Source organism: Streptomyces sp. NPDC053069, from assembly GCF_044546895.1.
Lineage (GTDB): Bacteria > Actinomycetota > Actinomycetes > Streptomycetales > Streptomycetaceae > Streptomyces.
Window position 1 is genome coordinate 1 of record NZ_JBITZN010000001.1, and the last position, 21,250, is coordinate 21,250.

Genomic DNA, 21,250 nt, shown 5'->3' on the forward strand with positions numbered 1-21,250 from the left:
TCCAACCCGGCCGTCCTCGCCTTCCTCCGCGAGTACGAGGACGACCTGGTGCTGTGCGTCCACAACTTCTCCCGCTTCGCACAGCCCACCGAGCTCGACCTCAGGGCGTACGACGGACGGCACCCCGTCGAGCTGATCGGCGGGGTGCGCTTCCCCGCCATCGGTGAACTTCCCTACCTGCTGACCCTGCAAGGCCACGGCTTCTACTGGTTCCGGCTCACCCGAGTCGCATCCCGCATCGGCCGCCGTCGCTGAACGCCCGGCGCCGAGGAAAGGACGCGTCATGCCGAAGACCATCACCGCACGACCGAGAAGCGCGGCCGGCCTCGACGGGCCCCTGGTGTCGCTGGGCGGGCTGCTGCGGCAATGGCTGCCGAGGCAACGCTGGTTCGCGGGCAAGGACCGGCCCGTCGCCGATCTGTCGGTGCTGTCCGTGACCGAGCTGTTCCCGGGGTGTCTGCACCTGCTGGTGCACGCCTCGCACGCGCCCGTGCCCACCCCGGGCGGCACTCCCCCGCCCGGCGACTGCTACCAACTGCTGCTCGGCCTGCGCGAACATCTCGCCCCCCGACTGGAGCGGGCGTACATCGGGCGGGCCGAACAGGGCCCGTTCACCGGGCTCGCGGTGTATGACGCGCTGCACGATCCACGTTCGGCGCATCTGCTGCTGGAGCGGCTGCGGCAGCCCGGCGCGGCCGGCCCGCTGCGGTTCGGGGCGGCCCCGGGCGCCGAGGTGCCCGGCGGGCTGCCGCCGCGCCTGCTGGACGCCGAGCAGTCCAACTCGTCGATCGTGTACGGCGACGCGTACATCCTGAAGGTCTTCCGCCGGATCCAGCCGGGCGTCAACCCGGACCTGGAGGTCACGGCCGCACTGGCCGCGCAGGGCTGCACCCGGGTACCCGCGCCGGTGGCCTGGTTCGGGACGACCGCGCCGCAGCCGGCCACCCTGGGCGTGCTGCAGCCGTTCCTGCCGGACGCCTCCGACGGCTGGACGCTGGCGCTGCGCGCGCTCGCCGCGGGCGACGACTTCACCGCCGAGGCCCATGAGCTGGGCCGGGCCATGGCCGAGGTGCACCTCGCGCTGGCCGAGGCGTTCGGTCCGGCTGGGCCCGGCGAGAACGGCCGTACGGCACAGGCGATGTGCGCACGGCTGGACGCGGCGGCGCACGCCGTACCGGGGCTCAGGCCGTTCGTGCCGGGGCTGCGGGCCGCGTTCGGGGCCCTCGCCACCTGCGACACCGGCCCGCCCGCCCAGCGCATCCACGGCGACATGCACCTCGGGCAGGTGCTGCGGGCGGGCCGCGACTGGTTCGTCATCGATTTCGAGGGCGAGCCGTCCCGGCCGCTCGCCGAGCGGTGCGCCCCGCACTCCCCGGTACGGGATGTGGCGGGGATGCTGCGTTCCTTCGACTACGCGGCCCGGCAGCGCCGCCCCTGGCGACCCGAGTGGGCGCGCCGCTGCCGGGAGGCGTTCTGCGCGGGCTACGCGGCCCGGGCGGGCTGGGATCCACGGAAGAAGCACGCGCTGCTGCGCGCGCACGAGACGGACAGGGCGGTGTACGAGGTGCTGTACGAGGCGAGACATCGGCCGGACTGGCTGCCGGTACCGATGGCGGCGATCAAGCGGCTCGCCGTGTGGGGAGGCTGACCATGGCCCTGCGCGACACCGCGCTCCCCGAGGCGGCCGGCCCCCAGCCGCTCGTGGCCCTCCCGCTCGACCCCGCCGACCGGGCCCGGCTGCTCGGCGGCGCCCACCACGATCCGCACGCCCTGCTGGGCGCCCACCCGGTCCCGGGCGGCGTCCTGTTCCGGGCGCTGCGCCCGAACGCGCGCTCGGTGAGCGTCGTGGTCGACGGGGTGCGCGGCGCCCTCCGGTCGGAGGGCGACGGTCTCTTCGCGGCCGTGCTGCCGTACCCGCAGATCCCGGCGTACACGCTGCTGGTGGCGTATGACGAGGTCGAGCAGGAGGTGCACGATCCGTACCGGTTCCTGCCCGCTCTCGGTGAGCTGGATCTGCATCTGATCCGGGAGGGCCGGCACGAGCAGCTGTGGCAGGCGCTCGGCGCCGAGCCGATGACGCACGAGGGGGTGACGGGCACCCGCTTCACCGTGTGGGCGCCCAACGCCCAGGGGGTGCGGGTGGCCGGTGACTTCACGTACTGGGACGGCACGCAGTACCCGATGCGGTCGCTGGGCGCGTCCGGGGTCTGGGAGCTGTTCCTGCCCGGGATCGGCGAGGGCGACCGGTACAAGTTCGAGATCACCTCGCGCTACGGCCACCGTTTCCTGAAGGCCGACCCGATGGCGCGGCGCACGGAGGTGCCGCCCGACACGGCGTCGGTCGTCGCTGTGTCGCGGTACGAGTGGGGCGACGCGGAGTGGATGGCCCACCGGGGCGACACGCCCGTGCACCAGGCGCCGTTCTCCGTCTACGAGGTCCACCTTCCCTCCTGGCGACCCGGATCGACGTACCGTCAACTGGCCGAAGAACTGCCCGCCTATGTGCAGGAGATGGGCTTCACCCACGTCGAGCTCATGCCGGTCGCCGGGCATCCGTTCAGCGGCTCCTGGGGCTACCAGGTCACCTCCTACTACGCGCCGACGCCCCGCCTCGGCTCTCCGGACGACTTCAAGTACCTGGTGGACGCGCTGCACCGGGCCGGCATCGGCGTGATCATGGACTGGGTGCCGGCGCACTTCCCCAAGGACGACTGGGCGCTGGCCCGGTTCGACGGGGATCCGCTGTACGAACCCGGGAACGCGACGCGCGCCGAGCATCCGGACTGGGGGACGTACGAGTTCGACTACGGCCGCACCGAGGTGCGCAACTTCCTGGTCGCCAACGCCGTGTACTGGTGCCAGGAGTTCCATATCGACGGGCTGCGCGTGGACGCCGTCGCCTCGATGCTCTACCTGGACTACTCGCGGGACTCCGGCCAGTGGGAGCCGAACGTGTTCGGCGGGCGGGAGGACCTGGACGCGGTGGCCTTCCTGCAGGAGATGAACGCCACCGTCTACCGGCGCTGCCCGGGTGTGGTGACCATCGCCGAGGAGTCCACGGCCTGGGACGGGGTGACCCGGCCGACGGACAGCGGCGGGCTCGGCTTCGGGCTGAAGTGGAACATGGGCTGGATGCACGACTCGCTGCAGTACATCCAGAAGGAGCCGGTGCACCGCAAGTACCACCACAACGAGATGACCTTCTCGATGGTGTACGCCTACAGCGAGAACTACGTCCTGCCGATCTCCCACGACGAGGTCGTGCACGGCAAACAGGCGCTGGTGTCGAAGATGCCGGGCGACTGGTGGCAGCGGCGGGCCGATCATCGCGCCTACCTGGGTTTCATGTGGGCCCATCCCGGTAAGCAGCTGCTGTTCATGGGGCAGGAGTTCGCTCAGGGAGCCGAGTGGTCCGAGGCGCACGGCCCGGAGTGGTGGCTGCTGGACGACGACTACCACTCGGCCGGCGACCACCGGGGTGTGCAGAATCTCGTGCGGGAGCTGAACACCGTGTACCGGGCGACGCCGGCGCTGTGGCAGCGGGACACCGACCCGGGCGGCTTCCGGTGGGTGCTGTGCGACGCGGCGGACGACAACGTCTTCGCGTTCCTGCGGTTCGCCGCCGACGGCTCCCCCCTGCTGGCGGTGTCGCACTTCTCCCCGGTGGTGCGGCAGGACTACCGGCTCTGGGTCCCGGACGGGATCCGCGCGTGGCAGGAGACGCTGAACACCGACGACGTCCGGTACGGCGGCAGCGGGGTCGGCAACGCGGGGCCGCTGAAGCCGGACGACGGCTTCCTGAGGCTCACGCTCCCGCCGCTGGCCACGGTCTGGCTGACACCGGAGCGCTGAAAGGCGCAGGTGTCGGCGGCCCGTCGAGGGGCAGTCGGGGTCGTACAGACCCACGACTGCCCCTCGTGGCATGGAGACAGAAGGGTGGCACCACGTTGCGCACCGTCGGAGTGGAGGAGGAACTCCTTCTGGTCGACCCGGACACCGGCGAGCCGAAGGCGCTGGCGGCGGCCGTCCTCGCCCATGTCGCCCATGACGACCCCGGACAGCAGGTGTTCGAGAAGGAGCTGTTCCGGCAGATGCTGGAGTTCGCCACGCATCCGCAGGCGGACATGGGGGCCCTCGGCGAGGAGATCGTGCGCTGGCGCAAGGAGGCGGCCCGGCACGCCGGCGAGATCGGCAGCGCGGTCGTCGCCCTGGCCACCTCTCCCCTGCCGGTCAGTCCCTCCCTCAGCGTCAACGAGCGGTACCAGTGGCTGGCCGAGCGGTACGGGATACCCACCTGGGAGCAGCTGGTGTGCGGCTGCCATGTGCATGTGTCGGTGGAGTCCGACGAGGAGGGTGTCGCGGTCCTCGACCGGATCCGCCCCTGGCTGCCGGTGCTGCGCGCGGTCAGCGCCAACTCCCCGTTCTGGCAGGGAAGGGACACCAGCTACGCCAGCTATCGCAGCCAGGTGTGGAGCCGCTGGCCGTCGGCGGGGCCGACGGAGCTCTTCGAGTCGGCCGAGCGCTATCACCGGCGCGTGACGGAGATGGTGGCCACCGGCGCCATTCTCGACGTGGGGATGGTCTACTTCGACGCGCGGCTGTCCGCCCACTATCCGACCGTGGAGATCCGCGTCTCGGACGTCTGTCTCAGCGCGGAGACCGCCGCGCTGATCGCGACGCTGAGCCGCGCACTCGTGGAGACGGCCGCACGGGACTGGCGGGCCGGCCGTCCTGCACCCGGCCACAGCGTGAGCGTGCTCAGGCTCGCCGACTGGCAGGCCGCCCGGTTCGGCCTGGAGGAGGACCTGCTCGACCCGCTCACCATGCGGCCGGTGACCGCCCCGCAGGTGCTGCGCTCACTGCTGGAGCACACCGGGGACGCGCTCACCGCCTGCGGCGACGCGGAGCGCGCCGAGCAGGGTGTGGCGGAGCTGCTGCGACACGGCAACGGGGCCCGCCGGCAGCGCCGGCTGCTGGAGCGGACCGGCAGCCTGCGGGATGTCGTCACCGAGTGCGTACGGCACACCCAGGGCTGAGTCCCCGCTCAGAAGATGAGCGAGAGGGCGTATCCCAGGAAGCCCGCCGCGATCAGGACGACGAGGACGATGATCAGGGCCATCGGCGCCTTCGCCCAGCCTCTGCGCTGGACGTGCGGCTCCCGGGGGCCGGCCTCGGGCAGGCTGCTCTCGGCGGGCGGGGTCTCGCCCGGCGGGACCGAGCCCCCGGGCTCCAGCCCGGTGGTGCGTTCTGGTTCCGGATCGGGGTTCACATGACTCATGTCTGCCGAGTCCCCAGGACACGGCCACATCATCAGCCGATCACGACTTCTCCGTTCCCCGCACCGAACGCGTTCCGCTGGGCTACATTCGAGCACCGCCGACACAGAGCCGGTCGGCGGTGTGACCCTCAGTACACCCAGGAGCAGCGCATGCGCGACGTCGCCCTCGCTCCCGCCGTTGCCCCGCCGCTCACCGGCGGCCTCGCCGACAGCGTCTTCGACACCGCCGAGCGCAGTCCGACGCTGCCGGTGCTCGCGCACCGCACGGATCCCGCCGCCACCGTGTGGCAGGAGGTGACCGCCGTCGAGCTGCGGGACGAGGTGGTCGAGCTGGCCAAGGGGCTGGTCGCCGCCGGGATCTCACCGGGCCACCGGGTGGCCCTGATGTCCCGCACCCGCTACGAGTGGACCGTCTTCGCCCATGCGCTGTGGACCGTCGGCGCCGAGATCGTGCCGATCCATCCGGCCGCCTCGCGCGACCAGGTCGAGTGGATCCTGCGGGACGCCGGCTGTGTGGCCGTGGTGGTGGAGGACGAGCAGGGCGTCATGACCGTCGGCACGGTGTGTGCCGGGCTGCCCCGGCTGGGCCACGTCTGGCAGCTGGACGCGGGCGCGCTGCCCGATCTCGTCCAGCGGGGCGCGCTCGTGCCGTACACCACGGTGGAGTCGCTGCGCCGGATCGTGCTGCCGGACGCCACGGCGGCGGTCGTCTACACCTCCGGTACCACCGGCCGCCCCCAGGGCTGCGCGCTGAGCCACCGCGGCCTCGCCTATCCCTGCGACACGCTGCTGGCCGGCTGGGCGCACACCGCGGCCCCGCCGGGCGAACAGCCGTCCGTGCTGGCCTTCCTGCCCTTCTCGCACGTCTACGGCATCATGATCATGCTCATGTGTGTCCGCGGCGGCGTCCTGATGGGGCACGAGCCGGAGCTGAGCGAGGCGGCCCTGGCCTCGGCGCTGAGCACGTTCCGGCCGACGTACCTGTACGGCGTACCGTCGATGTTCGAGAAGTTGTACAAGAAGTTCCTGCGGACCGCCGGGCAGGCGGGCCGGGGGGCACTCTTCGAGCGGGCCGCGCAGACGGCCCGGGACTTCGCCGCGGCGGAGGAACGCCACCGGCTGGGCAGGGGGCAGGGTCCAGGGTTCGAGCTCAGGCTGCAACACGCCCTGTACGAGCGGACGGTGTACCGCAGGCTGCGTGCGGCACTCGGCGGCCGAGTGCTGCGCGGCACCTCCGGCGGTTCCTCGCTCAGCCGCGAACTCAGCCTGTTCTACGCGGGCATCGGTGTGTTCATCCACGACGGCTACGGCCTCACCGAGGCCTCCGGCGGGATCACCATGCAGCCGCTCGGCCGGGAGAAGTCCGGGACCGTGGGCCGGCCGCTGCCGGGCACCGAGGTCCAGGTGGCCGACGACGGGGAGATCCTGGTGCGCGGGCCGTCGGTGTTCCAGGGCTATGTCGGCGACGAGGCGGCGACGCGGGCCGTGCTGCGTGGCGGCTGGCTGGCCACCGGGGACATCGGGCGGCTGGACTCCGAGGGCTATCTGACGATCACCGGGCGCAAGAAGGACATCATCGTCACCAGCGGCGGCAAGAGCGTCGCCCCGGCCCCGCTGGAGCAGCGGCTGCGCATGCATCCGCTCGTCCACCAGGCGGTCGTGATCGGCGACGACCGGCCCTGCGTCGGCGCCCTGATCACCCTGGACCCGGAGTTCCTCGCCGACTGGCGGGCCGCCCTGGCGCTCCAGGGCGACAGTCCGGGCCGGGAGAGCCGCGAGGAGAACGCGCTGCGGGAGGAGATCGCGCGGGCCGTCGCCTCGGCGAACGCCGCCGTCTCCCGTGCGGAGTCGATCAGGGTCTACCGTGTCCTGCAGGAGCCGTTCGCCGCGGACAACGGACTGCTCACGCCGTCGATGAAGCTGCGCCGGGACGCGATCGTGCGGCACTACGCCGCCGAGATCGATGCGATGTACCTGGCGCGGTCCCGGGCGGCGCGCGGTCCGCAGGAGCCGGCGGACTGGGACGAGCCGGACGACGTCTTCCGCTGAGGGGGGTGGACCGTAGGGACCGCGGGCCGGGGTGACGGATAGGCCGCGCGGGGGCGGGAACCCGCAAGCACAGACGGAGACCAGCACCGACGACCGTCCTGGTCCGGGGGCTCGCGAGGGCCCCCGACCGGCCGGGACCGGGGAATGCGAGATGGCGACGGAGCCGCGTTGGGACGACACACCGTCCTCGGAGGACAGGTACGAGCGCACCTTCTCCTTCGCGGGTGAGCTGCGCAACGTCACAGAGGCGCGGCTTGCCGCGGAGGATTTCCTGTGCGCGCTCGCCACGCAGTCGCCGCCGACCGCGCACGAGTACTGGGACGACATCCTGCTGGTGGTGACGGAACTGGCCGCCAACGTCATCCAGTACGCGCCCGGGCCGTTCGGGCTGCGGATGCGCCGCACCTTCGACGGTGTGCACGTGACGATGCGCGACACGAGCACGACCAGGCCGGAGCCCCGGCCCTTCCACCCGCGCACCGGTGGCGGCGGCATCGGCTGGCACCTGGTGCACACGCTGTGCACGCAGGTCAGCGTGGTCGTCCATGAGGAGGGCAAGGACATCCACGTGTTCCTGCCCTGGTGACCACATCGTGTGTACGACGTGTATCTGTGCGACAACCGGTTACTCCACCCGGAGTGGGGGCATGCTGGTGCCCACGCGTTCGTCTGCCTGCCGCGCCCAGCTGGCGGAACGGCTCGGGCCACGGTGGGATCGAAGGTGCTGCGCACCGATCCCGCGCAGGCGAACGGCGTCGACTCGGACCGCCTGGAGCCGCAGAAAGGGATGAACACCGTGACACGACCCAGGATCCTGGTGGTTGGCGCAGGCTTCGCCGGCGTCGAGTGCGTCCGCCGCCTGGAACGGAAGCTCGCTCCCGCCGAAGCCGACGTCACCCTGGTGACGCCGTTCTCGTATCAGCTGTATCTGCCGCTGTTGCCCCAGGTCGCCTCCGGGGTGCTCACGCCGCAGTCGATCGCCCTCAGCCTGCGCCGCAGCAAGAAGTACCGCACCCGCATCCTGCCGGGCGGCGCCATCGGGGTGGACCTGAAGGCGAAGGTGTGTGTCGTCCGCACCATCACCGACAAGATCGTCAACGAGCCGTACGACTACATCGTGCTGGCACCCGGCAGCGTGACCCGCACCTTCGACATCCCGGGGCTGACCGAGCACGCCTTCGGGATGAAGACCCTCGCCGAAGCCGCCTACATCCGCGACCACGTCATCACCCAGCTCGACCTCGCGGACGCCAGCGACGACCCGGCCGAGCGGGCGGCGCGGCTGCAGTTCGTGGTGGTCGGCGGCGGATACGCGGGCACCGAGACCGCCGCCTGTCTGCAACGGCTGACGCACGCCGCCGTCACCCGCTACCCGCGGCTGGACCCCGGCCTGATCAAGTGGCATCTGATCGACATCGCGCCCAAGCTGATGCCGGAGCTGGGCGACAAGCTCGGCCGCAGCGCCCAGGAGATCCTGGGGCGGCGCGGCATCGAGGTGTCGCTGGGCGTGTCGATCGACAAGGCCGGGGCGGAGGAGGTCACCTTCACCGACGGCCGGGTGGTACCGACGCACACGCTGATCTGGACGGCCGGGGTGGTCGCCAGCCCGCTGATGGCCACGCTCGGCGCGGAGACGGTCCGTGGCCGGCTGGCGGTCACGCCGGAGATGTGTCTGCCGGGCCACGACGGGGTGTTCTCGCTCGGCGACTCGGCCGCCGTGCCGGACCTGGCGAAGGGCGACGGCGCGGTCTGCCCGCCCACCGCGCAGCACGCGATGCGCCAGGGCAAGAAGGTCGCCGACAATGTCATCGCGACGCTGCGGGGTCAGCCGATGCAGCCGTACGTGCACCATGACCTGGGCCTCGTCGTCGACCTCGGCGGCAAGGACGCGGTGTCCAAGCCGCTGGGCATCGAGCTGCGCGGCGTGCCGGCGCAGGCGGTGGCGCGCGGCTACCACTGGTCGGCGCTGCGCACCAATGTCGCCAAGACCCGTGTGATGACCAACTGGCTGCTGAACGCCGTCGCCGGCGACGATTTCGTCCGCACCGGCTTCCAGGCCCGCAAGGCCGCCCGCCTGAAGGACTTCGAGTTCACCGACGCGTATCTGACGCCGGAACAGGTACGGGCCCGGGTGGAGGGGACGCCTGTCGAGGGCCCGTGATCCCCTGACGTGACCCACGTTCCGGTGGCCGGGGCACCGGCCACCGGAACGCGAGCGGTTTCGGTCCGTCGTGCGATGCTGGACCGGAGATCATGTGCGGGCACGGGAGAGAGCGCGGCGGCGTGGGCACAGCGGGACGGTCGGGGCGGGTACGGATGTGGGACCGGCTCGCGGCGTCCGATCCCGGGCTGCTCAGACTCACCGCCGGGCTGCGCACGGTCGCCGCGATCGCGCTCACCCTCGCCGTCCTGGCCGCCCTGCGGGTGCCGGTGCCGCAGCTGGTCGCAGGTGCCATGGCCGCGATGGTGGCGACCTTCGCCATCCGGGAGAAGCAGCGCGCCCAGCAGGCCCTCACGCTCGCGCTCGGACTGCCGGTGGCGCTGGCCTCGGTGTCACTGGGGGCGTTGCTGCACCAACGGGTCGTCGTCGGGGACCTGTTCTTCGTCCTCCTCATCTTCTGCGCGGTCTACGGCCGCCGGTTCGGCGACCGCGGCACCGCGCTGGGCCTCATCGGCTTCCAGGTGTATTTCCTGTCCCTGTTCGTGCGGGCGACCACCGCCGCGCTGCCCGCGCTGTACGGGATCATCTGTGTGGCGTTCGCGTGCAGCGCCGCCGCGCGGTTCGTGCTGCTGCCGCAGATCCCGGCGGGCACCCTGGACCGGCTGCGGCGGGCGTTCCGCGCCCGCCTCGCGCAGCTGATCTCCGTGCAGGCCGAGTTGCTGGACGCCGGCCCCGACGACGTGGACAAGGTCCTGGACGACCTGCGCACGGCCACCGCGCGGCTGCACGAGACGGCGCTGATGATCCAGGGGCGGCTGGAGGACGGCACCTCCGACCCGGCGGTGGCCCGGCTGCTGCAGCGCCGGGTCGCCGACGCCGAGATCGCCGCCGAGCGGCTCGGCCTGCTGCTGCTCACCGCGCGCAGCGCCGAGCGCACCGACACCCTCACCCTGCATCTGCCGGGTGCCGCGCTGCCCTCCGGCGGTGAGCTGCCGGTGCGGGACGAGGCGACGGCGGCGCTGCGCCGGGACCTGCAGGCCCTGCGGCTGCTGATGCTGCGGCCGCTCGGCGAGGCCCGGGGCACCGCGCTCGCCCAGGTGCGCAACCGTCTGCTCGGCTACCGCGACGAGGAGAACCTGCCCAAGGCCGCCCCGGCGGTGCAGGACGTCTTCCGCGGGCTCGGCGAGGCCGCCCGTGCCGCACTGGGCCTGAGGCTGGCGCTGGACGGGCCGCAGGACGACTCCGACGACAGCCCGGCGACGACGCGGTCGCGCGAGGAGCTGGACGCGGAGGACGCCGCGATCGAGGCGGGCGAGGAGCGGGAGGCGGAGGAGCCGGAGCCGACCGGCCTCGGGCGGCCCACGACGCGGGCCGCGGTCCAGGTGGCCGTCGGCTCCGCGCTGGCCATCGCCGGTGGTGAGCTGCTGTCCAGTCAGCGCTGGTACTGGGCGGTGCTGACCTGCTGGATCGTGTTCATCAACACGGCCTCCACCGGCGAGATCCTGGTGAAGGGCTACCGTCGGCTGCTGGGCACGGTGCTCGGCGTGGTGGCCGGTATCGGCCTGGCCGGGCTGGTCGGCCATCACACGTGGACGGCGTTCGCGCTGGTGCTGGTCCTCATCTTCGCGATGTTCTACACGGCGCCGCTGTCGTACACGCTGATGTCGTTCTTCGTGACGGCGATGCTGGGGCTGCTGTACACGCTGCTGAACACCTACAGCATGGCGGTGCTGGTGCTGCGGGTGGAGGAGACGGCGCTCGGTGCGGCCTGCGGGGTGATCGCGGCGGCGGTGGTGCTGCCGATCCACACCGACCGCCGTACCAACGAGCTTCTCGTCACGGTCCTGAACCGGCTGGCGGAGGTCACGCGGGCCGCCGTCGAGCAGTTGAGCGGCGGGGCCGGCGCCGATCTGGTGGAGCAGGCGCGGGATCTGGACCAGGCGCTGGCCGATCTGCGCGCGGCCACCCAGCCGCTGACCCATCCCATCACCCCGCTGCGCTCACGCCGTGACACCGCCCGCTATGTGGTGGCGCTGCTGGAGACGTGCGCCTACCACGGGCGCTCGCTCGCGGCCACGGCCGAGCTGCTGCCGACGCATCCGTCGATCGCGGCGGATCCGAGGCTGCGCGGGGCGTGCGGGCGGATCGTGCACAACATCGAGGCGATCGCCGCGCATGTGGCCGACCCACGCGCCATGGCGGAGATGGAGACCGGCTCCAGCATCGCCTCGATGCTGGAGCCGGGAACGCTGCGGACTCCGCGCTACGGCCGGGTGACCGACCGGGTGTTGCGCCATCTGCAGCGGCTGGACGAGGCGGTCTCGGGCCTGGCCCGGCCGCTGGGCCTCGCCGCGGGGGCAGTCCGGCCGGTGAGGTGACGCCGCGTCGTCCGCCTGCTCATCCCCGGTCGCTCCCGCCGGCCCGGCGGCCCAGGGCTTCCTCGCGGACGCGGGCGCAGCTGCGGCTGATCAGCCGGGAGACGTGCATCTGGGAGATGCCCAGCCGGTCGGCGATACGGCTTTGCGTCATGTCCTCGAAGAAGCGCATGTAGAGGATGGCCCGCTCCCGCTCGGGCAGCCGGCGCAGCCCTTCCCTGGCCGCCTCGCGGTCGACCACGACGTCGTACGAGGCGTCGGCCGCACCGAGGGTGTCGGCGAGGCTGTAGCCGTCCTCACCGGTGGCCAGTTCGGCGTCCAGGGACAGGGTGCTGAAGCTCTCCAGCGCCTCCATCCCCGCGGTGACGTCCTCTTCGCTGAGGCCGGTGTGCGCTGCGATCGCGGCGACGGTCGGTTCGGGGCTGCCGGGGTTCTGGGTGAGTTCCCGGCGGGCCACCCGCACCCGGTTGCGCAGTTCCTGCACCCGGCGGGGCACCCTGAGGGCCCACATCCGGTCCCGGAAGTGCCGCTTGACCTCGCCGGTGATGGTCGGCACCGCGTAGCTCTCGAAGGCCCCGCGGGACGGGTCGAACCGGTCGATGGCCTTCACCAGCCCGAGCGCGGCCACCTGCCGCAGGTCCTCGACGGACTCACCCCGGTCGCGGAAGCGCCCGGCGATCCGGTGGGCCATGGGCAGCCAGGCGGTGACGAGTTCGTCGCGGATGGCGTCCCGCTCGGGGCCGTCGTCCAGTTCCGCCAGCCGGGCGAACAGCTCCGCGGTCTCGGGGGCGTCGTCATGGGGCCGCCGTGCGGGTGCCGCTGCGGCCGCGGTCGTGGTGGGTGCGCCGGGACGGCTTGTCGACATGTCTGTCAGCATGCGGAATCGCTCCTGAACGTGGTTTCAGGGCGCACGGCCGGAACGAGGGTTCGTGGCCTGGCCCGAACGGGGGTTTCAGGGTTCGCCGCGGGTGGTCCGCCCGGTCCGCCAGGAGGGGACCCAGGGCGGTCGTACAAGTCCCGCTGGGCGCGCGCCTCCGGTCCGAAGCACGAAATTCCGCCTGCCCGCGGCTCCGGGGAGCAAACACCGCGGGGGCGGAACTTCCCGCACGGGTTCAGTGCAGCGGCACGACGGCAGTGATGCGCTTGCCCCCGCAGGGCAGCTCCGCCACCCGCACCTCCCGGGCCAGCCGGCACACGATGGGCCAGCCGCGACCGCCGGGCTGGGTGTGCCCGCGCTTGTCGACGGGCGCGGTGGCCACCGGCAGCTCGTCGCTGCGGTCGCTCACGGAGACCCGTACGCCGGCGGAGTCGACGTCCACGTCGAAGCCGGTGATGCCGCCGCCGTGCAGGATGGCGTTGGTGGTGAGTTCCGAGGTGACCAGCAGGGCGTCCTCCATGACCTCCGCACCGCAGGACAGCGCGCGGGCCCGGCAGCCCTCGGCCACCACTCGCTGGACCGTTCTGCGGGCGTCGGCGGGTCGGCACGGAAGCCGGTGGCACGGTTCCCGCAACGCCGCGGAGGAGCTGGTCCGGTGCTTGTCGAGCATCCCTTCCTCCCTGAACGGTGCCCGGAATGCAGGTCTCTCTCCCCTTTCGGCTGACCCGCTGCGGCGCTGTCAAACACGATGCGTGCCGGTGTCATCACCGCGCAGCGGGCGGGTACCCGAGCGGCATGACCGATGTCGTGGACGCGGACGAGCTGTTGCGGCGCATCCGGCGCGGCCGGGAGCGGGCGGCCGAGGAGGAGCGGGCCTGGCGGGAACGCGCCCGGAGCCTGACGGCGACGGATCCGGACGGCGCCCGGGAGGCGGCGGTGCGGGCGCGGGCGTTCGAGGCGGTGCTCAGGGTGCTGGAGGAGATCGTCAGCCCGGGCCGGCCGCCGACTGTGACAGAGGGCGTGAAACAGGTCACTTGACCCGCTTCCGGTTTCCGGACCGCCCGCAAGGTGGTTTATCGTTCATACATACGTGATGCCGGAGCGGACCGGAACCGTCCTTCCTCCCTCCTGGCGTCACCGCATACGGCCCTGGCTGGCCTCCCCCGTCCAGCCAGGGCTTTTTCTTGCCCGGAAACCGGCGGCGGGCGGGGAGGGCGGCAAGGAAATCCGCGTCCTTCGAGGTGCTCGCGGCGGCGGCAGCGGCTGAAATGGGCTGAGAGGAAAGCACCCGAACCGCCTCCGGCGAGGAGTCCCGCGCCATGACCAAAGCGATAAAACTGCTGACCGCCCTGCCCCAGGCGCAGCGCGAGCGCCTCATGGAACTGGCCAAGGAGGTCGCGTTCCCGGAGGACACCCGCATCTTCGAGGCGGGCGGCACCGCCGACCGGTTCTGGGTGATCCGCTCGGGCGCGGTCCATCTGGACACCCACGTCACCTCCCGGCAGCGGGTGACGGTGGCCACGCTCGGCGCGGGCGACCTGCTCGGCTGGTCCTGGCTGTTCCCGCCGTACCAGTGGGACTTCGGGGCGGTGGCCTTCAGCAACGTACGGGCCTACGAGTTCGACGGGCCCTCGGTGCTCGCGCTGTCCGTGGAGGATCCGCTGCTCGGGCTGTCCCTGGTGCGGACGGTGGCCGAGATCCTCGCCCACCGCCTGGAGACGACCCGGGGCAAGCTGATGGACCAGTACGCCATCCAGCGCCGCACCGGGCTGCTGTAGCTCAGACCCGGTAGCGGCGCAGCGCCGGGACGGCGGCGGTCAGGGTCAGCATCACCACGACGACCAGGGCGCCACCGCCCGCCACGGCGGCGCGCGGGCCGAACGCGGAGCCGGCCGTGCCGTGCAGCACGTCGGCCAGGCGCGGGCCGCCCGCGACGACCACCGTGAACACGCCCTGCATCCGGCCGCGCATCTCGTCGGTCGCCGCCGACAGCAGGATCGCGCCGCGGAACACCATCGAGACCATGTCGGCGACACCGGCCGCGGCGAGGAAGGCCAGGGCCACCCACAGGTTGCCGCTCAGCCCGAACCCGGCCACGGCCACCCCCCAGCCGACGACCGCCCCGATGACCATCCAGCCGTGCCGGCGGGCCCGCGAGAACGCCCCGGAGAACAGGCCGCCGAGCACCGCGCCGACCGGGATGCCGGCGAACAGCACACCGAGCGCGAGCCCTTCGCCCCAGGAGTGGTACGTCTGCGCGGCCAGCTGCGGGAACAGGGCGCGGGGCATGCCGAACACCATCGCGACGATGTCGGCGAGGAAGGACAGCAGCAGCACCTTGTGCCGGGATATGTACTGGAACCCGGCGGCTATCGCGCGCACTCCGGCGCGGCGGGCGGCGGACTCGCCGAGCGGCGGCAGCGCGGGCAGCCGGAAGACGGCCCACACGGTCACGCACAGCGCCAGCGCGTCGATCAGGTACAGCTCGGGCAGCCCGATGACCGGGATGAGCACACCGGCGAGCAGCGGACCCGCCACCAGGCCGGTCTGCATCACCGTGGAGCCGAGCGCATTGGCGGCCGGCAGCTCCTCGACCGGGACGAGCCGGGCGATGGAGGCGTTGCGGGCCGGGGAATTGAGCCCGAAGAACGCCTGCTGCAGGGCGAGCAGCAGCATCAGTACGACGACCGAGCCCAGCCCGGTGACGGCCTGCACCCAGAACAGCAGCGAGGTCACGGCGATGCCGGAGTTGGTGAGCAGCAGCAGTTTGCGGCGGTCCACGGTGTCGGCGACCGCTCCGCCCCACAGCGCGAACGCCACCATGGGCACGAGGCCGGCCAGGCTTGCGTAGCCGACCCATGCCGAGGAGTGGGTGATGTCGTAGATCTGCTTGGGCACGGCGACGGCGGTGAGCTGGCTGCCGACGGCGGTGACGATGGTCGACGTCCACAGGCGCCGGTAGGCGGGGATGCGCAGGGGGCGGGTGTCCATCGCCCAGCGGCGCCAGCCGCGCCGGGGCGGGGCCGCCGCGTCCTTCGCGTCCGTATCGGAGGCGGGTTCGGTGGTGCTGCTCTCGCTCGTGTCCACGGGTGTCCTGTTGGGGTGCGCTGGTGCCGACAGAGGTTGCTCGTTACATCTTTTCGGTTCGAGAGCCTAACTATCTCGGCAACCATGTGCACACCGGTTTGTTCAGGCCCCGGCGATCAGCGCGGCCCCCAGCGCCAGCATGGTGACGGCGACCAGGCCGTCCAGGACCCGCCAGGCCGTCGGCCGGGCCAGGAAGCGGCCGAGCGCACGGGCGCCGAAGCCGAGCGCTGCGAACCAGCACAGGCTGGCGAGCGCCGCGCCGAGCCCGAAGGTCCAGCGCAGGGCGCCCCGGTCGGCGGCGAGGGAACCGAGCAGGAACACGGTGTCCAGGTAGACATGCGGGTTGAGCCAGGTCATCGCCAGACAGGTGAGCACCGCCCGGCGCCGGGAACCGGCCGCCTCCCCCTCGGTGCTCAGTCCGGCCGCGCCCGGCCCGAGCACCCGGCGGGCGGCAAGGACTCCGTAGCAGAGCAGGAAGGCACCGCCGACGATGCCGACCACCCGGACGGCGCCCGGCCACGCCACCACCACCGCCCCGACCCCGCCCACGCCGAGCGCGATCAGCACCGCGTCGGACAGGGCGCAGATGCCCACCACGGCGAGCACCGCGTCCCGGCGCACCCCCTGCCGCAGGACGAAGGCGTTCTGGGCGCCGATGGCGACGATCAGGGACAGGCCGGTGCCGAATCCGGCGACCGCGGCGGTCAGGGTGTGGTTCATGCCGTCGAACGTAAGTAGCCGTGCAGTGGCAAGTCCAGCTAAAGATTCTTAACTATCCTTAGCCCGTGTGATGACAGATCTTCCCCTCGACCAGGTGCGGACTCTGCTGGCCGTGGTGGACGAGGGCACCTTCGACGCCGCCGCGGCGGCCCTGCACGTGACCCCGTCGGCGGTCAGCCAGCGGGTCAAGGCACTGGAACAGCGCACCGGCCGGGTGCTGCTGCAACGCACCAAACCGGTGCGGCCCACGGAGTCGGGCGCGGTGCTGGTGCGGTATGCGCGGCAGCTCGCCCGGCTGGAACAGGACGCCTGGGGCGAGCTGGGGCTCAGCGGTGCCGGAGAGCCGACGCGGGTGTCCGTGGCAGTGAACGCGGACTCGCTGGCGACCTGGTTCCTGCCCGCGCTCACCCGGGTGGCGGGACTCTGCTTCGAACTGCACCGGGAGGACGAGGACCACACGGCGGCCCTGCTGCGCGAGGGCCTGGTGATGGCGGCGGTGACCACCGCGCGCGATCCGGTACCGGGCTGCACCGTGCGTGTGCTCGGGCGGATGCGCTATCTGCCGGTCGCCGCACCGGAGTTGCACCGCACCCGGCTCGGCGGACGGCCCCTCGAAGACGCCCTGCCCGAGGCGCCCGTCGTGGTCTTCGACCGCAAGGACGACTTCCAGGACGCCTTCGCACGGCGGCTCGGCCGCGGGTCCGCGAGCCGGCTGAGGCACCATGTGCCCACCTCCGAGGGCTTCCTGGACGCGGTGGCCGCGGGGCTCGGCTGGGGCATGGTGCCGGAGGTCCAGGCGGAACCGCTGCTGGCCGAGGGGCGGCTGGTGCTGCTCGCACCCGGCACCTGGATGGACGTCACGCTGTACTGGCAGCAGTGGAAGCTCGACTCCCCGGCGCTGGCGGCACTGGCCGAGGCGGTGACGGCGACGGCGGCCGAGGCGCTGCGCCGCTGACCGGAGCAACTCGTTCCAGCCGTTTCGCAGCGCCGCAAGCGCCCCGCGCAGTACGGTGGTCGCGCGGTGGCGCGGCGCACGGCGGTCCCACCGGGGGTCCTCGCCCCGTCTGCGCCGCCGGTGCCCGGTCGGGCACGGGTGTCCTCGGTGCGGCCGGTGGCCCATCCGCCCCGCTGCCCCGGCCTGTTGAGCGCGTACGGCTCGTCCCGGGCCGTACGCGCGCCCGTGACCGGATCGCGGCCGTCACGCGAACCCCTGCCGGATACGCCGTTTCACACCGTCCCGTCCGGTCACCCGAGTCCGACGTACGCATTCGACAGGCACGGACGACTTCGATCCGATCCGGGAGACTTCGATGGACAACTGGCGCGACCATGCCGCGTGCCGTCACGAGGACCCAGACCTGTTCTTCCCCGTCGGCACCACCGGGCCGGCGCAGGTGCAGACGCAGTACGCCAAGGCGGTCTGCGGGGACTGCTCCGTCCGGGAGCAGTGTCTGGACTGGGCGCTGGAGACGGGCCAGGGCATCGGCATCTGGGGCGGGACGACCGAGCTCGAACGCCGGGCACTGCGCCGCCGCGCCCGCTCCCATCCCCGCTCCGGCTGACCGGAACCCCTGAGCCCCGTGGGCTCGGCCGCCCGCACTGCGAGAGGCCCTGCTCTCAGCGGCCACCGCGGCGCAGGGTCCCCCACTCCCGCTCCTGCCGGGTCACCTCGGTCCTCGCCGCGTCGATCACCTCGTCGGCGATCCAGCACAACGGCTCGACATCGGTCACGAGCGGCTCGTTGTCCGGACCCCGGCCCGTCTCACTGCCCCGCAGGACCCAGGGACGTACGCCGGGACCCTTGTCGTGCGGCAGGTGCGCGTAGTCGTACAGCCGGCGCGCGACCCACAGTTCCACCGAGCGGTCCTCCCACCAGTCCTCGACGTCGAGCGGACTGGCGGACAGGCCCGGCATGGGCACGCCGGTGAGGTCGTCGGTGCTGGAGGCGTCGGTGAGGTCGGGGCCGGGTCCCCGGGACCAGCGCACGTACAGGCCCTGGTGCGTGTCCACCAGGCGGGCCACCTCGCCCAGCGTGGACAGGACCGGCAGGTCCTCCTCTGCGCTCATGGCACGACCTCCCTCTCACTGCGCCGCGGGACCGGAGTACCCCTGGTGGGCGCGGGGAACCGGAGACGGTCAGGTGGCGTCGGCGGGCGGGCCGGCCGCGGGCAGCCGCAGCGTGAGGACCGCGCCCCCGCCGGGCCGGCTCCCGGCCTCCGCCGTACCGCCGTGGCCGGCGACCAGGTGCCGCACGATCGGCAGACCGAGGCCGCTGCCGCCGGTGCGGCGGCTGCGGGACTTCTCGGCGCGCCAGAACCGGTCGAAGACGTGCGGCAGATCCTCGGGCGCGATGCCCGTGCCGGTGTCGGTGACGGTGAGGACGACATCGGGGCCGTCCCGGCGGGCGGCGAGCGTGACCGTGCCGTCGGCCGGGGTGTGCCGCAGCGCGTTGGAGACCAGATTGCCGAGGGCCTGCCGCATCCGTACCGGGTCGGCGTCCAGCCAGGCGGTGGCGTCGGCCTCGGTACACAGGGTGACCCCGGCGGCCTTGGCGGCGACCCGGTGGGCGTCGGCGACCTGGTCCAGCAGATCGCCGGCGCGCAGCCGCTCGCGGTGCAGCCGCAGGGTGCCGGCGTCGGCGGCGGCGAGGTCCTGCAGGTCGTCGATGATCCGCTGCAGGACGAGCGCCTCCTCGTGCAGCGAGTCCAGCAGGGGCGGGTCGGGCTCGACGACCCCGTCCCGGACGACCTCCAGCCAGCCGCGGATGTTGGTGAGCGGGCTCCGCAGCTCGTGCGCGATGTCGCTGACCATCGCCTTGCGCTGGGCCTCCAGGCGTTCCCGGCGCTCGGCCAGGCCGTTGAAGGCCTCGGCGAGGATGCCGGTCTCGTCCCGGGTGGTCACCGGCACCCGTACATGCCGTTCGGGTGGCTGCTGCGCGGCCTCGGTCAGTGCGCGCAGCGGCCGTACCAGCCGGATCGCGACGACGGCGGTCACGGCGACGGTGACGGCGAGGACCAGGCCGGCCGCGCCGATCACCTTGGCCTTGTTCGCCGGGGACATGTCGAAGCGTGAGGGATTCCGGTCACCGATGCCGAGGAACAGCTCGGCCACCGGGGCGACATAGGACTCCAGCTGGGTGCGCCGGGCGCCGAGCACACAGGTCTGGACGGTCCGGCCGGCCGCCGTGCTGCCCAGCTTGGCGTACTGGGCAATCGGATACCCGCCGCCCAGGGGGGTGTTGCCGGTGGGGTCGAAGGTGAGGAACACGGGGGCGCCGCGGTCCAGGCCGGCCCGTCTCAGACAGGGACGGGCCCCCTCGCTCAGCGTGTCCAGGGCCTTCTGCTCGGTCGGTGTGGGGGTGTTCAGCCGTCCGTCCTCGCACTGCGCAGCGACATGGCCGGAGGCCTCCGCGCCGTCCGGGCGGGGAACCACGGGCCGTCCGCTCGGGGCCCGCACGATCGTGGCCTGGAGGCCGAAGCGCGTAGCACTGTTTGCGTGCGCGGGCGAGCTTGTCCAGCTCGGCGCGTTCGCGCGCGGTGATCCGGTACGGGCCGACCGCCCGCGGGTCGATGCCGCTGAGCTGAGCGCCGCTCTCGGTGTAGGTGTCGGTGCGCAGCGGATCGACGGTGGCGGCGGACCGGGGCGGCAACGGGGTGCCGCGCGGTGCGGAGTCGGCGACCAGCGTGCGGTCGGCGGTGGTGAGGGCGATGCGCCGGCCGGTCTTCGCGGCCAGCGCGCGGACGGTGTGCCCGACGTCCGACCAGTCGGCGTGAGTGGCGGCGTAGCCGCTGAGCCGGGCGAGGATGCTGTTGTCCGCGGCGAGGTCCTGGCCCTGCTCCTCCTTGAGCGCGCTGGTGGTGGTCGTCACCGCGAGCCAGGCGGTGGCCGCCACCGAGCAGCTGGCGATGAGCACCGAGACGAACAGCAACCGGACGAGGAGGCGTTTGCGCAGCGGGATCCGGCGTTTCGTGCGGACCGCCGGTGTCCGGCGCCTCACGGCCGCGCGCCGCTCAGCTTGTAGCCGACCCCGAACACGGTCAGCAGCCGTGCCGGGCGGCGCGGGTCGGTCTCGATCTTGCGGCGCAGGTTCATGATGTGCACGTCGACGGCCCGCTCGGTGGAGGCCCGGTCGAAGCCACGGGTGCACTGCAGCAACTGCCGCCGGGTGAACACCCGTTCCGGTTCCCCGGCCATGGCCAGCAGGATCTGGAACTCGGCGGGCGTGCACTCGACCGGGACGCCGTCGCAGCGCACCTCGTGCCGCACGGGATCGACGCTGATCCCGGCGGCCCGTACAACGGGGTCGTCGTCCCGGGTGCCGACGCCGCGCCCGCTGCGTCTGAGGACCGTGCGGATGCGGGCCATCAGCTCGCGCGGGCTGTACGGCTTGGTCATGTAGTCGTCGGCGCCGAGTTCGAGGCCGAGCAAGACGTCGTCCTCGGCGGAGCGGGCGGTGAGCATGACCACGGGGATCTCCGGGTCCTGCGCGCCGCCGCGCAGCGCCCGGCACACGCCGAAACCGTCGACGACCGGCAGCATCAGGTCCAGGACGACGAGGTCGGGCCGGAGCCGGCGGGCGGCAGCGAGCGCGGCGGCGCCGTCATGCACCACCGTGGCGGTGTGTCCTTCGGCCAGCAGGGAGCGGCGGATCAGTTCGGCCTGCTTCTCGTCGTCCTCGGCGACCAGCACGTGTGCGCACACGA

19 protein-coding genes and 1 pseudogene are annotated in these 21,250 nt (G+C 72.6%); 12 read left to right on the top strand and 8 right to left on the bottom strand.

All coding sequences use genetic code 11. From position 1 onward, the window contains the following. From ACIGXP_RS00005 to ACIGXP_RS00020, 4 genes are all read left to right on the top strand, one after another. Positions 1-255, top strand: a 255-nt coding sequence (locus ACIGXP_RS00005) for an alpha-glucosidase C-terminal domain-containing protein (RefSeq protein WP_360098540.1), incomplete at its 5' end; no start/stop codon positions are given. Between the two features lie 28 nt (positions 256-283). Then, complete coding sequence (locus tag ACIGXP_RS00010) at positions 284-1,648, top strand: maltokinase (protein WP_363220961.1); 1,365 nt, start codon at positions 284-286, stop codon at positions 1,646-1,648. A gap of 2 nt (positions 1,649-1,650) precedes the next feature. Further along, entirely contained in the window at positions 1,651-3,852 is a 2,202-nt protein-coding gene (glgB, locus tag ACIGXP_RS00015) for a 1,4-alpha-glucan branching enzyme (RefSeq protein ID WP_399762470.1), read from the top strand. 95 nt (positions 3,853-3,947) lie between these two features. Then, positions 3,948-5,036, top strand: coding sequence for a glutamate--cysteine ligase (locus ACIGXP_RS00020; protein WP_399762472.1), 1,089 nt, complete (start codon positions 3,948-3,950; stop codon positions 5,034-5,036). A gap of 8 nt (positions 5,037-5,044) precedes the next feature. Here ACIGXP_RS00020 and ACIGXP_RS00025 read toward each other — a convergent pair whose 3' ends face one another. Next, positions 5,045-5,278: a DUF6480 family protein gene (locus ACIGXP_RS00025; protein ID WP_363218677.1), complete on the bottom strand. Its 234-nt coding sequence runs from the start codon at positions 5,276-5,278 to the stop codon at positions 5,045-5,047. Positions 5,279-5,428: 150 nt separating this feature from the next. Between ACIGXP_RS00025 and ACIGXP_RS00030 the strand changes: the two genes are divergently transcribed. The 4 genes from ACIGXP_RS00030 (at position 5,429) to ACIGXP_RS00045 (ending at position 11,866) form a co-directional block, all read left to right on the top strand. Beyond that, positions 5,429-7,327, top strand: a complete 1,899-nt coding sequence (locus tag ACIGXP_RS00030) for an AMP-dependent synthetase/ligase (RefSeq protein ID WP_399762474.1) — start codon at positions 5,429-5,431, stop codon at positions 7,325-7,327. 151 nt (positions 7,328-7,478) lie between these two features. Continuing rightward, positions 7,479-7,913 carry an ATP-binding protein gene (locus ACIGXP_RS00035; RefSeq protein ID WP_363218675.1) on the top strand — a complete coding sequence of 145 codons (435 nt, stop codon included), beginning with the start codon at positions 7,479-7,481 and terminating at the stop codon, positions 7,911-7,913. A gap of 201 nt (positions 7,914-8,114) precedes the next feature. Continuing rightward, on the top strand, positions 8,115-9,488 hold the full coding sequence (locus tag ACIGXP_RS00040) for an NAD(P)/FAD-dependent oxidoreductase (RefSeq protein ID WP_399763480.1): 1,374 nt from the start codon (positions 8,115-8,117) through the stop codon (positions 9,486-9,488). Positions 9,489-9,643: 155 nt separating this feature from the next. Beyond that, the gene (locus ACIGXP_RS00045) at positions 9,644-11,866 is read left to right on the top strand and encodes an FUSC family protein (RefSeq protein WP_399763482.1); all 2,223 of its coding nucleotides are present in this window, start codon (positions 9,644-9,646) and stop codon (positions 11,864-11,866) included. 19 nt (positions 11,867-11,885) lie between these two features. On the opposite strand, the gene ACIGXP_RS00050 is transcribed toward ACIGXP_RS00045, so the two are convergent. Then, entirely contained in the window at positions 11,886-12,740 is an 855-nt protein-coding gene (locus tag ACIGXP_RS00050) for a SigB/SigF/SigG family RNA polymerase sigma factor (protein WP_399762476.1), read from the bottom strand. Between the two features lie 235 nt (positions 12,741-12,975). Beyond that, positions 12,976-13,410 carry an ATP-binding protein gene (locus ACIGXP_RS00055; RefSeq protein ID WP_399762477.1) on the bottom strand — a complete coding sequence of 145 codons (435 nt, stop codon included), beginning with the start codon at positions 13,408-13,410 and terminating at the stop codon, positions 12,976-12,978. 125 nt (positions 13,411-13,535) lie between these two features. Between ACIGXP_RS00055 and ACIGXP_RS00060 the strand changes: the two genes are divergently transcribed. Continuing rightward, positions 13,536-13,778, top strand: coding sequence for a hypothetical protein (locus ACIGXP_RS00060; protein ID WP_399762478.1), 243 nt, complete (start codon positions 13,536-13,538; stop codon positions 13,776-13,778). A gap of 281 nt (positions 13,779-14,059) precedes the next feature. Then, positions 14,060-14,518: a cyclic nucleotide-binding domain-containing protein gene (locus ACIGXP_RS00065; RefSeq protein WP_363218671.1), complete on the top strand. Its 459-nt coding sequence runs from the start codon at positions 14,060-14,062 to the stop codon at positions 14,516-14,518. 1 nt (position 14,519) lies between these two features. Here ACIGXP_RS00065 and ACIGXP_RS00070 read toward each other — a convergent pair whose 3' ends face one another. Beyond that, positions 14,520-15,827 carry an MFS transporter gene (locus tag ACIGXP_RS00070; protein ID WP_399762480.1) on the bottom strand — a complete coding sequence of 436 codons (1,308 nt, stop codon included), beginning with the start codon at positions 15,825-15,827 and terminating at the stop codon, positions 14,520-14,522. A 102-nt stretch (positions 15,828-15,929) separates the two neighbouring features. Further along, a complete protein-coding gene (locus ACIGXP_RS00075; RefSeq protein ID WP_399762481.1) occupies positions 15,930-16,547 on the bottom strand; it encodes a LysE/ArgO family amino acid transporter in 618 nt (205 codons plus the stop codon). 67 nt (positions 16,548-16,614) lie between these two features. Here ACIGXP_RS00075 and ACIGXP_RS00080 point away from each other — a divergent pair, with 67 nt between their 5' ends. Together ACIGXP_RS00080 and ACIGXP_RS00085 are read left to right on the top strand one after the other, a co-directional pair. Next, a complete protein-coding gene (locus ACIGXP_RS00080) occupies positions 16,615-17,502 on the top strand; it encodes a LysR family transcriptional regulator ArgP (RefSeq protein WP_399762483.1) in 888 nt (295 codons plus the stop codon). A gap of 355 nt (positions 17,503-17,857) precedes the next feature. Next, positions 17,858-18,109 (top strand): WhiB family transcriptional regulator, encoded by a 252-nt coding sequence (locus ACIGXP_RS00085; RefSeq protein ID WP_363220786.1) that lies wholly within the window; start codon positions 17,858-17,860, stop codon positions 18,107-18,109. Between the two features lie 55 nt (positions 18,110-18,164). Here ACIGXP_RS00085 and ACIGXP_RS00090 read toward each other — a convergent pair whose 3' ends face one another. From ACIGXP_RS00090 to ACIGXP_RS00100, 3 genes and pseudogenes are all read right to left on the bottom strand, one after another. After that, positions 18,165-18,614 carry a DUF6098 family protein gene (locus ACIGXP_RS00090; protein WP_363220785.1) on the bottom strand — a complete coding sequence of 150 codons (450 nt, stop codon included), beginning with the start codon at positions 18,612-18,614 and terminating at the stop codon, positions 18,165-18,167. Between the two features lie 69 nt (positions 18,615-18,683). Beyond that, a pseudogene (locus ACIGXP_RS00095) lies at positions 18,684-20,544 on the bottom strand (ATP-binding protein). Beyond that, positions 20,541-21,248 carry a response regulator transcription factor gene (locus ACIGXP_RS00100; RefSeq protein WP_363220783.1) on the bottom strand — a complete coding sequence of 236 codons (708 nt, stop codon included), beginning with the start codon at positions 21,246-21,248 and terminating at the stop codon, positions 20,541-20,543. Before ACIGXP_RS00100 ends, ACIGXP_RS00095 begins: the two are co-directional and overlap by 4 nt. Positions 21,249-21,250 lie beyond the last annotated feature (2 nt).

Bases quoted from the DNA above. Each gene is read 5' to 3' on its own strand.
- ACIGXP_RS00030 (WP_399762474.1), top strand. From the start codon at position 5,429: ATGCGCGACGTCGCCCTCGCTCCCGCCGTTGCCCCGCCGCTCACCGGC.
- ACIGXP_RS00040 (WP_399763480.1), top strand. From the start codon at position 8,115: ATGAACACCGTGACACGACCCAGGATCCTGGTGGTTGGCGCAGGCTTC.
- ACIGXP_RS00085 (WP_363220786.1), top strand. From the start codon at position 17,858: ATGGACAACTGGCGCGACCATGCCGCGTGCCGTCACGAGGACCCAGAC.
- ACIGXP_RS00050 (WP_399762476.1), bottom strand. From the start codon at position 12,740: ATGCTGACAGACATGTCGACAAGCCGTCCCGGCGCACCCACCACGACC.
- ACIGXP_RS00090 (WP_363220785.1), bottom strand. From the start codon at position 18,614: ATGAGCGCAGAGGAGGACCTGCCGGTCCTGTCCACGCTGGGCGAGGTG.
- ACIGXP_RS00045 (WP_399763482.1), top strand. From the start codon at position 9,644: ATGTGGGACCGGCTCGCGGCGTCCGATCCCGGGCTGCTCAGACTCACC.
- ACIGXP_RS00035 (WP_363218675.1), top strand. From the start codon at position 7,479: ATGGCGACGGAGCCGCGTTGGGACGACACACCGTCCTCGGAGGACAGG.
- ACIGXP_RS00010 (WP_363220961.1), top strand. From the start codon at position 284: ATGCCGAAGACCATCACCGCACGACCGAGAAGCGCGGCCGGCCTCGAC.
- glgB (WP_399762470.1), top strand. From the start codon at position 1,651: ATGGCCCTGCGCGACACCGCGCTCCCCGAGGCGGCCGGCCCCCAGCCG.
- ACIGXP_RS00065 (WP_363218671.1), top strand. From the start codon at position 14,060: ATGACCAAAGCGATAAAACTGCTGACCGCCCTGCCCCAGGCGCAGCGC.
- ACIGXP_RS00025 (WP_363218677.1), bottom strand. From the start codon at position 5,278: ATGAGTCATGTGAACCCCGATCCGGAACCAGAACGCACCACCGGGCTG.
- ACIGXP_RS00060 (WP_399762478.1), top strand. From the start codon at position 13,536: ATGACCGATGTCGTGGACGCGGACGAGCTGTTGCGGCGCATCCGGCGC.
- ACIGXP_RS00075 (WP_399762481.1), bottom strand. From the start codon at position 16,547: ATGAACCACACCCTGACCGCCGCGGTCGCCGGATTCGGCACCGGCCTG.
- ACIGXP_RS00055 (WP_399762477.1), bottom strand. From the start codon at position 13,410: ATGCTCGACAAGCACCGGACCAGCTCCTCCGCGGCGTTGCGGGAACCG.